Here is a 16747-nt window from a genome sequence, read left to right as displayed (position 1 = left end):
TATAATTATTAAGCTACAAAACTATTAAAAAACTATTAAAAATACTGCTTTGGGTTGTTGCATCAATTATATTGTTGCTTGCTATAATCACATTTTCACTCCAGTTTAAGCCAGTGCAGACTTATGTGGCAAAAAAAGCAGCTGCTTATTTATCTAAAGAATTAAAAACGACCATAACTATTGGTGGTTTATATGTTAAACCATTTAAATCTGTAGTGCTAGAAAATCTAGTTGTTTTAGACCAACAGAAAGATACACTCGCCAATTTCCCTAAATTTTTGGTTGATTTGAACAAGCTATCCTTAAAAGAGAGAATACTTGATGTAAATACGGTACAAATTAACAATGGTTCCTTTTTTTTAAAAGACCATAAAGATGGTTCTTCAAATTTAGATTTCATTATAGATTATTTTGACAGCCCGGCCCCAAGAAATAGACCTAAAAGAAAAAAATTTCAGTTTCTGTTTGATAGAATCATATTAAACAACATTGCCTTTAAATACAAAAACTTAAAGAAAGACACCATTATCAATGGGATAAATTTTGACGATATCAGCTTAACGAAGTTGAATGGGATTTTTGAGGGTTTAAATACTAGGGAACACGTAATTCAAGCCAACATTAAAAACCTAACATTTAAGGAAAAAAGCGGTTTCAACTTAAAAAACCTTAGCACGCTAGCATCAATAGACACCAATGCTATTGAGCTACAAAACTTAATGTTGGTTACCAACAAAACCAAGCTAACAAACTATTTTCAAATGAAGTTTGAGCGATTTAGGGATTTCAACAACTTCGTAGACAAAGTTAGAATGAACGCGAACTTTAAGGATAGTCACATTGCTTCATCAGATATTGCCTATTTCACGCCTGAATTAAAAAAGATGAAATTAGACATTGATATTGATGGTAAAATCACAGGCTACGTTAGGGATTTAAAAGCGAAAAAACTATCTATCAAGGCTGGAAAAGCAACTTACATTAAAGGTGACTTTACCTTGAAAGGGCTGCCAGATTTCGAACAAACCTTTATGGACATGAAGATTGAGATGGCTGGCACCAATAAAAAGGATTTAGATGAAATTTTAACGGACATAGCAGGAAAGAAAATAAAATCGATTCCAATAATTGTAAACAAATTTGGGAACGTAAACTTTAATGGAACTTTCTCTGGTTTCCAGAATGATTTTATCGCCTATGGCGAATTTAAAACTAAGCTTGGCAGGTTTAAGTCTGATGTGAACATGAAGATTGATAAGAATGGAATTCCTTCTTATACTGGAAATGTTAAAACTTACGACTTTAACCTGGGCGAACTATTGAATGAAAAAACCTTAGGAAGAATAACTTCTGAACTATACGTTAAAGGAAAGGGAATTGAAGTTAAATCATTGACAGAGGAGTTAAAAGGAAATGTATCTTACATAGATTTTAATGGTTATAGGTATCAAAATGTTAAAATCAATGGGACATTCGACAAAAAATATTTTGATGGAAACCTAAGCATTAATGATAAAAATGTACAACTGGCTTTTGATGGTGGCGTTAACTTAAATCCAACACTCCCTGTATTTAACTTTAAGGCAAGCATTAAAAAAGCAAAGCTGAAAAAACTAAAACTTTACAAAGATTCCTTAATGGTTGATGCTGAATTTAGCACCAACTTCTCTGGAGATAACTTAGATAATATCCAAGGAAATCTTTCCATCCAAAAAATAACACTCAATAATAAAAAAGGGATTTACAACATCGATTCGGTTCAACTTACCGCCAATGGACTAGGTATCGACCGAAGTTTAACCATAAAATCGGATATTTTCGATGCGAGTATAAAAGGGCAATACGACTTAAACACCATCGTATCTTACTACAAAGCGATTGCTAAAACCTATATTCCTTCCCTAAAAGCAGATATCGTAAATTACAAGACGCAAATATTTGATTTCAACTTAAAAATAAAACGGTTCGAACCTATTGCAGAACTTTTGGTGCCTGGTTTAGAACTAGATGACCAAGCAATTTTGGTGGGCTCTTTTGACTCGAGAAATAATAAGGCAACTTTGAATGGTTTTATAAACAAGTTAACTTATAAAGGAATCATCGCCAACAACATCATTATAGACGAGAATACAACTGACAAGCAATTGCAAGCCATTATTACAGCAGACAGGGTAGACCTTAATGACAGCTTGTTTATAAAGAACGTCAACTTAACCAATGTATTAAGAAATGATAGTCTTTCTTTAAACGTTAAACTATCAAATGCTGATGATGCCAACCAGCTGGACTTAAACGGCCTTGTGGAATTTGCATCTGATACTACGGCAAAAATCAGTATACTTCCTTCCAACTTAAAAATAAACAGCGAAGATTGGAGCATACAAGAGAAGGTTCGTATCAACTTTAACAATGGCAAAACCGAAATCAATAACTTCTCCTTGAGCAACAACAAACAGTTGGTAAAAGTTGATGGGATTTTATCAAATGACCCTAAGGATTTATTGGTTGTTGGATTTGAAAACTTTAGCCTCAAAACATTAAACCCATTCGTTAAGACGCTAGGTGTAACACTTTCTGGAAATATAAATGGTAAAACCAGGTTGTACGATGTAATGCAATCTCCAAAAATATCAGACAGCTTAAGGATTGACTCTTTAACGCTAAACAACATTTATATTGGCAGTTTAACAGATACATCATCTTATGACCAAACTAGGAATGTTGCTAATATTTATACCCAAATATTGGCCGATGGTAAAGAAACCTTCAAAATAACTGGTGGTTTAGATTTAAAGGAAAAATCTATTGATCTTAACGTTAAAATGGATGACACTAAATTGACCATTTTAGAACCATTTGTTAAGAAACTAGTTTCCAACTTGAAGGGTAATATATCTGCAGATTTAACTGTTAAGGGTAAATTTGAAAAGCCTGGAATTAATGGTGAAGTTTCCTTTAACAAGGGAGAGTTAACTGTTAATTACTTAAAGACTGCTTACACACTAAATGATCGAGTAACTGTTGAGAATAGCGTAATAGCCATTGATGACCTAGTGTTGGAAGATGTGGATGGGAATAAGGCAACGGCTAATGGAACTGTAGATTTAAATAACATAGATGATCCTACTATAAATGTTAAGCTAACCGCCACTAACTTTATGGCGTTAAACACGACATCTAAAGACAATTCTATCTATTATGGTAAGGCTTACGCAACTGGTAATTTCTCTTTTCAAGGCCCTACCAACAATATGCTAATTGAAATAGATGCTAAAACAGAAAAGGGTACTGTATTTAATTTGCCTTTAAATAGTTCTGAAACAGTATCTGATAGAGATTTTATCAATTTTGTAAGTAAGGATACCGCCCAAGTTGTTAAAAAGAAGACTAGTTTTGATGGCCTAAAAATGAACTTCAAGCTAAGGGTTGACCCTAATAGCACCGCAAACATCTATACCATTTTAGGAAAACTAAGTGGAAAAGGAAATGCAGAACTAGAGTTAAACATTAACAGTGGTGGCGATTTTGAGATGAAAGGTGATTATATCATCGAAACAGGTATTTTCGATTTCACGGCTCAAGAGGTAATTAATAAACGTTTGGAGATTAGACAAGGCGGAACGATTAGATGGACAGGAAATCCAACGACTGCGCAAATAAACCTGAAAGCTATCTATGCGCTAAGAGCTAGCACTGCCGACTTATATACGGCAGCCAATAGAGACCAATCATCAGCATCTGATGAAAGGGTACAAACCGAAGTTGAAATGGGTTTAACAGGTTTGCTTTTACAACCAGATATTAAATTGGACATTTTCTTTCCTGCCAATCCAGCTAAAAAAGAAGAGTTTCAATCTTATTTTAACGATGGTAATAACTTAAATACTCAAGCTTTAAGTCTAATTATCCAAAGAAGGTTTGCCCCTGGCACCGGTAAAGAGAATTTAGGTCAGCAATTGGGTTCTGTAGGGACAAGCACTGCAACAGAGCTGATTTTTAACCAAATTAACAATGTACTTTCTTCACTAAACCTCAACTTTGTCGACATCAATATTCAATCTACTAATGAAGCAAGTGCGACATTCAAACTGCTTAACGATAGAATTGTAATCAATGCAGGTATAGTAGACAGAAATAAAAGCTCTACAGATTATTCGTTAGGTTTTTCTAACAATGTAGGTAGAGAAGTAGAGATTTTAGCGCTGATTAAAAAGGATGGAACCTTAGTAGGCAAATTAGCTAACAAACCCCCTACACAACAAAGTATTTTCCAAAATCCAGGCGTTAGCGCCAACGCAAATGTAACTTCATTGGGATTAATCTATACCCAACAATTTGACACTTTTGGTGAGTTCATTCAGAAAATAACTGGAAAATATAGAAGAGAGCAGAAGAAAAAAGAAGCTGAAAAAAAGGAAAAAGTGAATAAGGAAGCTATCTTGAATGAGAGTAAAAAGAATAATCCAAGGAGGTAGTCTGGATCAGGATTTACAGGATTAAAGGATGACAAGATCATTTGCCAATCCCAAATAAATTAATGGAATAATCTAAAATAGTCTGGATTAGGATTTTTAGGATTATGGATGGAAGGATTCAAATCCTAAAATCTTATCATCCTAAAAATCCTAATCCAGACAAAATATTACTTCATAATTTGATGTCCCATTTTATCACGCTTGGTAATTAAATAAGACTCATTATGTTTATTGCTTTCTATTTCAATGGGAATATTCTCTACAATCTCTAAACCATAGCCGATTAAACCAGCTCTCTTTGTTGGATTGTTAGACATTAACCTCATTTTAGTAACGCCTTGTGCTCTTAAAATCTGCGCACCAACACCGTAATCACGTTCGTCGCCTTTGAAGCCCAATTCTATATTTGCCTCTACAGTATCGTAACCAGCATCCTGCAAGTTATATGAGCGAAGCTTATTTACTAAACCAATACCTCTACCCTCTTGGTTCATGTAAACCACAATACCTTTTCCTTCTTGCTCTAACATTTGAAGTGCCTTGTGTAATTGCGGTCCACAATCGCAACGGCAAGAGCCAAAAATATCTCCAGTAACACATGAACTATGTATCCTAGCTAAAATTGGCTCACCTTCTTTCCATTCGCCTTTGGTGATGGCCAAATGAGTAGCACCGTTGCTCAATTGAGTATAGGCTGTCATTTTAAAATCGCCCCATTGTGTTGGCAAGTTAACTGCAACTTCCTGTCTAATTAAACTCTCTGCCGCTAAACGGTAAGCAATTAAATCTTTAATTGAAATTATTTTAAGCTGGTGTTGTTCTGCAATAACCATTAACTCTGGCAAACGAGCCATAGTTCCATCATCATTCATGATCTCTACCAATACACCTGCTGGCTCAAAACCTGCCAAACGAGCAATATCTATAGTTGCTTCAGTATGTCCAGTTCTGCGCAACACGCCTTCTCGTTTTGCCTTTAACGGGAAAATATGCCCTGGCCTTCCTAAATCTTCTGGTTTAGTATCTGGATTAATTAATGCTTGTACAGTTTTCGCTCTATCATGTGTAGATATTCCTGTTGTGCAACCCTGTCCAATTAAATCTACTGAAACGGTAAAAGGAGTTTGGTGGAGAACGGTATTATTTTGCACCATTAAATCGAGCTTTAAATCGATGCATAAATCTTCTATCAGCGGTGCGCAGATTAAACCTCTGCCATACTTAGACATGAAATTAATTACTTCTGGCGTTACGTTTCTTGCAGCGGTAATAAAATCACCCTCATTTTCGCGATCTTCATCATCTACTACAATAATTATTTTACCAGCTTTTATCTCTTCTAAAGCTTCCTCTATTGTATTTAATTTAATTTCCATTTTGTATTTGGTAAATAAGGCTAAGATTACCTTATTATTAGTCGGTACAAAGTTACAACCTTTGCCGACAATAATTTGGCATAAAATATCATTGATAAGTAAGGAATAAAGAGCAAAAATTTATTTAGAAAATGAAAGGGCGTAAACAATCGGTTGCTTCAGCCCCGCTTTTCTTCCTTGCCATGAAAAATGGCATCCATTCAATCAGGTTTATTTAACAATAGCTTGTTTTTTATAGGAAAGTTAGCTTGCCCACAGATCTACGAAGTTCGCCAGCGCATTCCCATTAACCGCTTAGTTGTCCGATGAATATGGCCCAAGAACTACTGCCTTTGTTAAATAAACCCGATTGCCGTGGAAATACTTTTACCCTCCCCTTTAGGGGATTTTGGGTAAAAGATTGGAACGAAAAGCGGGACTACAAGTGCAATGGAATGCAGACCCTTCTTTTTCTAATCCTTCTTTTTACGCTTAAACAAACCAACTATTAGTTGTTTGTAGTAATCTACATCAAACAAGGCAGAATCTACGGTTGCTTTATAGGTTAAGAATACTCCCAATGGGGTGAGGATAACAATGGCTGTCCACATACCAAAGGTTGGGTCTAACGAACCTTCCTTGGCAGATTTTTCTGCTACGGTAGAGATAATGTGATAAATTAAGAAGAACACAATTGCAATTACCACAGGCAAGCCTAAACCACCTTTTCTAATGATAGCTCCTAGTGGTGCCCCAATAAAGAAAAGCAGCAAACAAGATATGGCTAGCGTATATTTTCTTTGGTATTCTATTTTGGCTTTAATTATTTCCTTCACCTTAAAATCGTAATCTAACAACCTATTATTAAGTGTTTGTTTAATGGTTTCAGATTGATCGAAGGCATTTTGTAAAGCTTGTACACGATTTGTTTTTTGTAGTACATTTAAAACAGATCCATTAATAACTACAGGTTTGGCTTTAACTTTTGTATAGCCTTTTAAGTAGTTATTCTGTTTATAATAAGAACTAGTATTAATTTTGGTTACTTTATTTAAGGTATCTAAACTTTTTGTTAGCGAGTCTCTTCTTTTTGTAAGCCCTTTTCGATTTAGCATCTGAGCGTTGTTCATGAAACTATTTTCGTCTGTACGATCTAAGCCATTGCCAAAGCTGGAAAAATCTAGCTTAACTTCTGTTTGCTTAAATCGCATTCGGGTAAAAGCCTGCCTTGGATTAAATGAATTACTACCGCTTCCGTTAGACTCCTCATATCTAACTCCATTGAAGAGTTGTAAGATTAAAAACTTGCCATCTTTAGTTTTAGACATCTTGCCTTTTTCGGCCATCACGATTTTTGATATGCCGTTACCACCAGAGTGGTCGTAAATTAAAATACCATATAAGGAATCTACAGCACCTTCGCCTTTTCGCTCTATCCTCATTCCGTAATTTGTGATACTATTATTAAAAACCCCTGGTTTAATTAAAAACGAAAGCTTTTTATTACGCATGTCAAAAAGTAGGGAACCATATTTCAAATTGGCCTTGGGCAACATGTAATCTGAAAACAAAAAAGAGGCAATGGAAATACAAATAATGAGCGCAAAGAGCGGCTGCATTGCCTTTTGCAAAGAAACTCCGGCAGATTTAATGGCTACCAGCTCGTAATTTTCGCCCAAACTACCAAAGGTCATGATAGAGGAAAGAAGTATGGCCAAGGGCAGTGCCATTGATACGTTTGATGCTGAGGCATACATCATGACCTCGGCAATGGTGTACCATTCAAATCCTTTTCCTATTAAATCGTCTATGTATTTAAACAAGAAAAACATCAATAGAATAAACATCACAATAAAAAATGTGACGAAAAATGGTCTAATGAATGCCTTTATCAGTAATAGATGTATCTTTTTCAATATACAAAGATAGACAAAGCCGACGAAAATTTAGGCACCAATTACGCTAAGGAGGTAAGTGATTTGATTATCCCAAATTTGTGTTTTTTCTGAGCGTGTCTCATCTGTGGCAAAATCGGTAATGGCCAAGGCTACATCGTTGGTTAATTCGTCTTGTACGATCTCCATTTCGAAATAACAATGCGGCTCATCGTCTAACCACTTGAATTTAACCAATTTGTTTTCTTTGATGCTTAGCATTTTTGCTTTTTGCACTTCGTCATCCCACGTGAAGGTGTAAACCTGATCTCTAAAAATCACATCGTCTGCAAACCATTGAGATAAGCCGTTTGGTTCGCTGATAAAACTGAATAATATACGGGGAGATGACCTCAACTCATATTCTAATGTAAATTTTTTCTTTTCTGACATCCTATAACACCTATATTCTTAAAAATAATGGACTTTTTTTTACTTATTATTTCTAAAGAAAAGTAATTTATTCTATATTTGCAACTCTTTAAAAAAAACTAATAATTATTGTAATATATAATAATTATTGCAAAGTATAATAATAAAGAATGGCGGGGTAGCTCAGTTGGTTAGAGCGCAGGATTCATAACCCTGAGGTCACGAGTTCAACTCTCGTTCCCGCTACTGGATTAAAGCCTTGAGATTAAGTTCTTGAGGCTTTTTTTGTTGGATTGCTATTGAGTTAATCAGCGTTGAAAATTTATTAAATTTAACAACTTATATCCCATCCAAACCAAAACATTCCCACTCCTATTTGGAATAAACTTTGTTCATTTTCTTCGTTTCTAGATTGCAATCACATATATTTCTATATTTGTGAAACATCAACCCTGTTTTGAATTCATTTAAAGAAACCTTTTCATCCTTCTGGAAAAAACTTATTGGTAGCGAAGTTGCCTATTCTTTAGAGTGTAGAATTTTTAATGCCGTAACCATATTTGCTGTTTTTACCGCTTCGGTTAATGCAATAGTGAACTTTTCTTTGGGTTTAGTTGAGTTTGGGTTTTTGATGTTGCCTCTAATTGGCGTATTGTTCCTTTGTTATTATTTATCGAGGTATAAAAACAAATTAACTCTTGCTGTTGGTATTTGTGCGCTTTCTTTTAATTTACTTTGTGGGGGTACTTATTTTGAAGCTGCTGGTTCTAGTGGGGTAAACTTGTTTACTTTTATCCTGATTATTTTTTTGTTAACGATTGTTTGTACCAAGAAACAGTTTTGGATATGGATTCCGCTAAATATTTTATTCTTAGTGGTGCTTTTAACGATAGAATATCTTCATCCTGAATTGGTAAAGCCTTTATATGAGAATGAAAGGCATAAACTTTTAGATTTGGCGCAAACGTTTTTCGAGATTATTTTCATGATGACGGTGATTACTGTTTTCATGAAGAATAGTTACAACAAGGAGAAAGACCTCGCCGAAAATAGATTGGTTGCTTTACAGGAAAGTAATGCCACCAAGAACAAGCTTTTTTCTATTGTGGCCCATGATTTAAAAGCACCATTGGCTTCTATTGAGAATTACCTGACTTTGCTTAATGAACTGGGGCTTAGTAATGATGAAAAGGCGAAGATTGAAAAAAACCTATTAAGTTCTACTCGGCAGACTTCTGAAATGCTACAAAACATTTTGCTTTGGTCTAAAGATCAAATGGATGGCGTGCCTATTAATTTGTCTAACATCAACTTGCATGATACGCTAAATCATACTATTGATCTGCAGAATAATTTGGCTGCTGAAAAGGGTATTAGTCTTAATTATGAGGTTAACAAGGAGCTGGCTGTAATGGCTGATCCTGATATGCTGCAACTGATTGTACGGAATTTATTAAATAACGCGATTAAGTTTTCGCCCGAGGGTGGGTCGATAAAGATTTTTTTTGAGGAAAGGCCAGAACAGTGTTTGATTATTGTTAGTGATAATGGTATTGGTGTTAAGGAGAGTGAGAAACCGTTTATCTTTTCGCTAAAGAGTAAGGGGACTTATGGCACTAATCAGGAAAAGGGTGTTGGCTTAGGTTTAAGGTTGGCACAGACTTATGTTGAGTTGCAACATGGGGAGATTTGGTTTGAAAGTGAGGTTGGTAAAGGGACGGTTTTTTATGTGGGGTTGCTGAAGGGGTAAAGTTTGGGTTGTATGCAGTCAATCTCCTTATTAAGCGTCATATAGACAGAGCGCAGCAACGAGATATCTGTTAGTTATCATTGTCCCATTTCATAATTTTGCCCTCGCTATAGGCTTGCCTCGGCTAGCCGCCGAATGGCTTCCTGTTTTTCACGGTTGTATATTTTAGGGGTGTTCAAGATTGCTACGCAATATTCCTTGATGAAAAAGGACCAAAAACCGAGCCCTTCAGCGAGCTCATTAATTCCATTAAAAACAATAACAACTCATTAATAAATCGAGGCTGCAACAGCTTCGCTAAAAATCAAAGATCAGAACCTAACCCTTCGACTACACTCAGGGTGACAAATTCGGTACAGCTTTTATTTTCACGGTTCCTCTCATTGATTTTCTTGATCCCGAACATGCGGGACTGAGGCCGTATTCGTGCTTAGGGAAGGGTTGTGAGTTTTGAGAGGTTGCGTAGTTTCTTAACACACTCATTTTGTCATTCTGACTTTGAAGGTGGCGCTTTGCAAATTTTATATTTCGCACTGTCTTTTGTTTGCTAAACCCGACAGCAGCGAAAATACTTTTACCACTCCCCTTTAGGGGATTTAGGGGTAAAAGATTGAAGCGAATGGCGGGGCTGGCTTAAAAAAAAGCTTTTGTATTTGCTTTTCAAAAAATATTGATAATTGATATTTATTAGAAAGGATGTATTCCGAAAAACTGAAATACATCCTTCTTGGGAAAAATCGATTCTTGTGATGGTGTTATGCTAGTTTTGCATGAAGCTTCCGTCGCCTCTTCTCATCATTTGGTTGCCGTTACGTGGTCTAGCGCCGCTCCATTTTTGTAAACGAACACTTGCCCTGATCATGAAATAGCGACTCAATGCGTTTGTTTTGGTATCTGTATAACCACCATCGTCTGAGAGGTTTCTTGCTACGAAGTTGTTTTGGTTAAAGACATCGAAGGCTTGGAAAGTTAAGGTTGCTCTACGTTTCCAAAGTTCTTTTTGCAAATAGCTATTTACAACAAATGGGTTTGAAGTTACGTTGGCAGAAATACCGCTCACAAAATTCTTGCTTGCGCTATACCCAATGATCCAGCTTTGCCAAGCGATAAATTTACCATCGATATTGAAAGATAAGGTTTTGGTTAAATTTCCTTGTGCACCAACTTGGGTAGTGCTAGATTTAATGAAACTGTAACCTACATTTGGATTAACCTCTATCCACTCGGTTGGATTTATCCTTGGTCCGAAACGATTGTTCATGTTCCACGATGAGGTGGTATAAGAAATGTTTCTTGCCATTGCCACATTATGATTATGGTTTACACTACCATTAAAGGAAAGGTTGTATTTTCTATCGGCCAATTGTTTACTTATTGAATAATTACCACCCACTCTGTATACGCCAGATGCATTGATAAACCTAGTTTCGTAAGCTGTTACACCATCTTGAATAATTGGCACAGAGTTTCTAATTACCGAATTATCTATAAACGTGGCGTTCATGTTAACTGAATAATTAAGCTTTAAGTTCGCGATATAATTATTGTATGAGGTATTAATAGAGTGGTTAAAAGTAGCTTTTAGGTTAGGGTTACCAACTACTGGGCTTTGTGGGTTAGACAAATCTCTTACTGGCTGAATTTGATCGAACGTTGGTTCGCTGGCATTACCTGAATAATTGATTTGGATGCTGTGCTGGCGTGACCATAAATACTGGAACCTTGCAATAGGAATTAGGTTAAAGCTGTTTCTGTGTGTGGTTGTGCCTAAGCTTACTTTTGTACCACTTAACAATGCCGGAACAGCTGTAACACCTACTGAAAACCGAACTTTTGATGCATTGTTAATTCCATAACGATAGTTTAAAGCGATTCTGCTCTGTGTAAATGAATAGTCGTAGATGTTACTTAATGAATCTACTGGTGCAAAGTTTCCATTAGCTAAAATATCGCTGGTGATGGCTTCATTATCGTAACTGTTACGATTGATCTGGCCATTAAACTCTAACTGCGATTTTGCATTGATAGGCTCTACATAAGTTAAACTTGCTCTATAAGTGCTTTGTAGGTTATCGCGTTCTACCAATCGGTGGGTAATTAGGTCTTTCTTAACTGTAGTCATGGTAGAATCAAGAAATTCGGTTGTATTTTGATTACGATCTGATTCTGATTCTTGCTTAGCAGAGTTTAAATTTACTTGTAGAGAAAGGTTTCTTCTTCTATTGGTAAAAGTATGCTGATAGAAAAAGATAGCTTCTAAATTTGGGCGTTTATTAAGCCCTGTATTGGAATTTATAGAATTTTGGTATACAGCACCTCTCTGATTTGAGCCAGATTGTGAACTCGTTATGGCAGATGTATAATTGATGGTTGGATTAAACCTGATGTAATTATTACTATCTAAATCTGCTTCCAGTTCGAAATTAAAATTATGTGTTTTACTGTCGTTGTTTCCATCGCTATTGCTATTAACCAGCAATGGTTTGGTTATATAGGTACGGGGATTTGTTGAAGGTAGAACTTCTACAGGCACAAAACGCAATGACTCACTATTATTTATCGAATTTACATTATTGAAATTATAACGATAATTGGCATTTACCTTTATTTTTTTGTTTAACTGATCACGGAAAGAAAAGCCGCCATTGCCACTAGTGGTTGTACCACCACTGCCGCCACCGCCTCCTGTATTTCCTCCTCCGCCGCCTCCACCACGGCCACCACCGCCACCACCGTTACTTCCATTTCCACCACTATTAGCGACACCATTAATAGTATTATTTAACCTCGCATTTATACCAATGGTTTGATTTGCGTTGAGTCGAGTACCAAATACAGAACCTTCGTAACGTTCGTTGTTACCTGCACCGCCTTGTATATTTGCGGTATTGCCTACAGATTTATCTGCACGAGTTACAATATTTAAAATCTTTTCTGGGTCGCCATCTTTTACCCCAGTTCTTGCTGCTTGATCGCCATAATCGTCAACTACTTGTATTTTTTCAACTATTTCTGCAGGTAAATTTTGTATGGCAGTGGCAACATCGCCACCTAAATAGGTTTTACCATTAATTTTGGCTTTAGTAACCGATGTACCTTGATGAACTAATGTACCGTCTGTTCCTACTTCCATTCCCTCCATCTTTTTTAATAGCTCGTCAACTGTTGCGTTCTCTCTAACAATGTAATCGCTAGCTTTATATTCTACAGTATCTGTTTTGTAGGTGATTGATGGTGTTCCGTTAATTACAACTTCGCCTAAAGTATTGGCTGCGTCTTTTAAAATTACGGGGTCCATTACAATCCTTGCAATGGCGTCATTTTGCTTAAACTTTCCTACAAAAGGTTTATAGCTCATCATGCTTACAGAAAGTGTATAGGATGCTGATTTTACATTTTTGAATACAAATATTCCGTCTGTGTTTGTGCTGATGACTAAGGTGTCCTTCTCAGAAGCTAATCTCACAGTTACACCAGGTAAGCCTACATCTGTAGTATCTTTTACAATTCCACTGATTTCGCGTTGTGGAAGCGGAGGTGGTGGTGTTTTTGCATTTTGTGGCGTTTGAGCATAAAGCTCAATGTTTAACCCAACAAAAATTAGGAGAAAAAATAATCCTTTAAATAAGAATGAGGAAGAGTGATGAGAGTAAAGATTGGTCATAAGGATTATTAAATCTTAAATAGAAAGTATTTTTATGTTATTTTTTTTGAAATGAATATTTAGCCCAAAAATCTGTTGGGCTCATTAGGTCTTGGCCTCCACCTCCTCCGCCGAAGTTCCCACCACCGCCATTGCCACCACGATTTCCGCCTCCAAAGTTTCCACCTCCTCCACCGAAGTTGCCGCCTCCGCCACCGCCGAAGTTCATGCTACTTAGTCCGTTCAATTTTATCTGATATACAAATTCTTTTGTGCTACTAGTTGATAATTCTAAGATGTTTAGTGGAATTGCTAATTCGTAAACAAATGCCCCTTTTTGATCAAATGAAGCTACAGCCTTAACGCCGTATTCATTGTATATAGAGATTAACGAATCTGTGATTGCTTTAAATCCAGAAACTTTTATTTCCTTTACGGTTGCCAGTTGCGTTTTTCTTTGTACTAATGCTATAGAATCTCTTTGCTGAGTGCTCATTTGAGCTCTATTCTGAAATCCGCCTTGACCACCTCCTTGTTGTCTGGCTTGACCTTGGCCACCACCTGTTCTTTGTTGTCTATTAGCCCTATTAATTACCGGATAAGTTAATGATGAGGCATCTTTCTCTCTCTTTTTGCCTTGGGCATTTACTGTAAAGGTGATTCCGCCAAGCATAATTTTATTAACTACAGCAGAGTTTGCAGATTTGATAATCACATATATGTTTTTATCATCATTTGCAATGTTGTAAAAAAGTTCTGTTCTTTTATTTTCTGCGGCGAAAGTATCGTTCCACTCTGTGGCTTTTCCGTCTATCTTAATACTTGCAGGGGCAGGCATATTTACTTCTTGAACATCAGGCAATTTTTGAGCAAATGAATTAAAGGCAAACAATCCTAAGGTTAATATCAAGTATATTTTTTTCATGTTTATATAAGGCTTATTAATACAACTACAGCGTAATTAAGGGAATAGACTTCAAAAAAACAAAATGGCTTAAAAGTAAAAACTAATAGTTTAATAGTTTTTTTTATGAAGAAATATAAAACAACGTCAAATTGTAATTAAAGCAGGTTTTGAATAGGTGATTTAGAAAAATATCGCCAAATTGTTACTTAAAATGGGTTCCATAAAAACAAAAAATCCTTGATTAGAAATAACCAAGGATTTTATAATAATTTAAATTAAAATTACTTAGAAAGCTGATAAGATTCGGCTAGTTTTAAAGCATTGTATGCATTAACAATACCTCCACTAACACAAATCTCAGAAAACAACACTTTTACATTTTCATTTTTGTTGTCTTTATACTTTATTTTATGGTTAACCTTAGCTACAGACTGAACAATGATGTCTTTCAGTTGTGCAGGTTTTAAATCTGGATAATAGCTTAAAATGAGTGCTGCTAAACCAGAAACTACTGGTGCGGCCATGCTAGTCCCATCAAATTCTTCATATTTAGAACCAGGAGTAGTAGAGTTAATCATAAATCCTGGTGCAAAAACATCTACATTATTTTTTCCATAGTTTGAGAATGAAGCTTTCAATTCGTCATCATCTTTATATGCAATGGCTCCAACTTCAATCCAATTATTAGCGTGAGGTAAGTCAAACTTAGCAGGATCTGGCGCAATTGGTTTTGCAAAGGGATCTGTTTTTCTTGGCATCCCTGGTCCCATAGGGTTACCCACATTATCATTAGGTTTTTGAGGGATAAGATCTTTTAATTCTTTCTTTTTATGTGTTTTAGCATAGGCCTCTGCCTCAGGGCTATCAAAATATTTATTAGGATAATTCTCTTCAGTGTCGTTATTTTTATTATCATTCCCGGCTGCATGCACTAATAATACACCTTTAGCTTCTGCATATTTTACAGCTTCATCTACAGCTTTTTTATCCCACTTATAGCCCTTTCCAAAACTCATATTAATTATTCTTGCACCGTTATCAACTGCGTATCTAATGCCATTAGCAACATCTTTATCTCTTTCATCACCTTCTGGAACAACCCTAATCGTCATTATACTTACGTTACTTGCAACTCCAAAAATGCCTAAATTATTGTTTCTATTAGCACCAATTATACCCGATACGTGAGTTCCATGATCTGCATTCGGACCCGTAACGTCATTATTACCGTAATTACGTTCAGTAGAGTTTGAGTAATCATCACCTACTAACTCAGATCTTTGGTCGAACTTATCATTTAGGTTGTACTTCAACATTACATCTAATTCATAATAACCTTTTTTAATAGTATTATAAAATTTCTCGATGCTACCTTCATCCTTCGCACCTTTACTGATGATTTTTTTTACCTGCTCTTCTATTTCATCGTCAGCCCTATATCTATCGATGTCTTCAAGAGATGGGATTTCCTTCTTGTTAATGAAAGCAACTGAATCTAAAATTTTTTTAATGGCAATATAAATTGGAAATGCGTCGCTGGCTTCTTGTACTTTTTGTCCAAATTCCGCTTGAACTCTTCTATATAACGCATATTCTTTTTTCTCTGTGCTATCTAAAGGAGTGCTCGGCAAGGTAGAACGATATTTCGCTTCATATTTTCGTTTTATTCTAACTAACTCCAAGTTATCATAAGCTAGATTCCCCTTTTTCGATCCCAGAAAATTCCAACCGTGTATATCATCAATATATCCATTTCCATCATCGTCAATTCCATTTCCTGGTATCTCTTTCGCATTAGTCCATAGAACATCCTTAAGATCTTCGTGTTTTATGTCTGTGCCGCCATCAATTACAGCGACCACGACTTTTTGTTTAGCGGTTTTATCTTTTAAAAGTTCTTTATATGCCTTTTCCGTACTAATACCAAAATATCCATCAGTGGATAAATCTAGATTAAACCAATTAGGAGGTAATTTTACCTTTTTATCTTGTGCGAAAACATGAACACTTAGCCCTAAAACAACTGCAAAAAATAAACTAATCTTCAATTTCATAATTAAAATCCCCTTTTAAGATTAACGTAATTTACAATAATACGGTTTTAATATAGTTTGCGCTACGAATTGAGCCCTATTTAACAAAATTTTAACAAGACTATTGTCTAATGTTTATTTTTGGAAAAGATTCTGAAGTGGTAATATTAACGCCAGTCCCGCTCTCCGCTTTACTTCGTGCTCGCTACGATCGGGTTTAGGTGGCAAGTTCGTTATTCCATAGGAGGGGTGCCAGTATTCTGTCCATTGCCTTTACC

8 protein-coding genes and 1 tRNA gene are annotated in these 16747 nt (G+C 35.8%); 3 read left to right on the top strand and 6 right to left on the bottom strand.

The window, feature by feature from the left end:
• Nucleotides 1-74: 74 nt before the first annotated feature.
• Entirely contained in the window at nucleotides 75-4475 is a 4401-nt protein-coding gene (locus R2Q59_RS00045; protein ID WP_316782483.1) for a translocation/assembly module TamB domain-containing protein, read from the top strand.
• A 167-nt stretch (nucleotides 4476-4642) separates the two neighbouring features.
• Here R2Q59_RS00045 and R2Q59_RS00040 read toward each other — a convergent pair whose 3' ends face one another.
• The 3 genes from R2Q59_RS00040 to R2Q59_RS00030 form a co-directional block, all read right to left on the bottom strand.
• Nucleotides 4643-5851 (bottom strand): bifunctional 3,4-dihydroxy-2-butanone-4-phosphate synthase/GTP cyclohydrolase II, encoded by a 1209-nt coding sequence (locus R2Q59_RS00040; protein WP_316772682.1) that lies wholly within the window; start codon nucleotides 5849-5851, stop codon nucleotides 4643-4645.
• A gap of 452 nt (nucleotides 5852-6303) precedes the next feature.
• Nucleotides 6304-7746 carry an LptF/LptG family permease gene (locus R2Q59_RS00035; protein WP_316782480.1) on the bottom strand — a complete coding sequence of 481 codons (1443 nt, stop codon included), beginning with the start codon at nucleotides 7744-7746 and terminating at the stop codon, nucleotides 6304-6306.
• A 30-nt stretch (nucleotides 7747-7776) separates the two neighbouring features.
• Entirely contained in the window at nucleotides 7777-8157 is a 381-nt protein-coding gene (locus R2Q59_RS00030; protein ID WP_316772676.1) for an START-like domain-containing protein, read from the bottom strand.
• Between the two features lie 151 nt (nucleotides 8158-8308).
• Here R2Q59_RS00030 and R2Q59_RS00025 point away from each other — a divergent pair.
• Both R2Q59_RS00025 and R2Q59_RS00020 read left to right on the top strand, forming a co-directional pair.
• Nucleotides 8309-8382 (top strand) — tRNA-Met (locus tag R2Q59_RS00025).
• Between the two features lie 211 nt (nucleotides 8383-8593).
• Nucleotides 8594-9886 (top strand): HAMP domain-containing sensor histidine kinase, encoded by a 1293-nt coding sequence (locus tag R2Q59_RS00020; protein ID WP_316772672.1) that lies wholly within the window; start codon nucleotides 8594-8596, stop codon nucleotides 9884-9886.
• Nucleotides 9887-10646: 760 nt separating this feature from the next.
• On the opposite strand, the gene R2Q59_RS00015 is transcribed toward R2Q59_RS00020, so the two are convergent.
• The 3 genes from R2Q59_RS00015 to R2Q59_RS00005 form a co-directional block, all read right to left on the bottom strand.
• A complete protein-coding gene (locus tag R2Q59_RS00015) occupies nucleotides 10647-13550 on the bottom strand; it encodes an outer membrane beta-barrel family protein (RefSeq protein WP_316782477.1) in 2904 nt (967 codons plus the stop codon).
• Nucleotides 13551-13587: 37 nt separating this feature from the next.
• A complete protein-coding gene (locus tag R2Q59_RS00010; RefSeq protein WP_316772667.1) occupies nucleotides 13588-14454 on the bottom strand; it encodes a hypothetical protein in 867 nt (288 codons plus the stop codon).
• A 263-nt stretch (nucleotides 14455-14717) separates the two neighbouring features.
• Entirely contained in the window at nucleotides 14718-16490 is a 1773-nt protein-coding gene (locus R2Q59_RS00005; protein WP_316782474.1) for a S8 family peptidase, read from the bottom strand.
• Nucleotides 16491-16747: the final 257 nt, after the last annotated feature.

The sequence above is a fragment of the Pedobacter frigiditerrae genome, assembly GCF_032678705.1.
Taxonomy (GTDB): domain Bacteria; phylum Bacteroidota; class Bacteroidia; order Sphingobacteriales; family Sphingobacteriaceae; genus Pedobacter; species Pedobacter frigiditerrae_A.
Note: the sequence above shows the minus strand (reverse complement) of the source record. Positions and strands in the feature narration are given on the sequence as shown.

Bases quoted from the DNA above. Each gene is read 5' to 3' on its own strand.
- R2Q59_RS00040 (WP_316772682.1), bottom strand. From the start codon at position 5,851: ATGGAAATTAAATTAAATACAATAGAGGAAGCTTTAGAAGAGATAAAA.
- R2Q59_RS00005 (WP_316782474.1), bottom strand. From the start codon at position 16,490: ATGAAATTGAAGATTAGTTTATTTTTTGCAGTTGTTTTAGGGCTAAGT.
- R2Q59_RS00015 (WP_316782477.1), bottom strand. From the start codon at position 13,550: ATGACCAATCTTTACTCTCATCACTCTTCCTCATTCTTATTTAAAGGA.
- R2Q59_RS00030 (WP_316772676.1), bottom strand. From the start codon at position 8,157: ATGTCAGAAAAGAAAAAATTTACATTAGAATATGAGTTGAGGTCATCT.
- R2Q59_RS00010 (WP_316772667.1), bottom strand. From the start codon at position 14,454: ATGAAAAAAATATACTTGATATTAACCTTAGGATTGTTTGCCTTTAAT.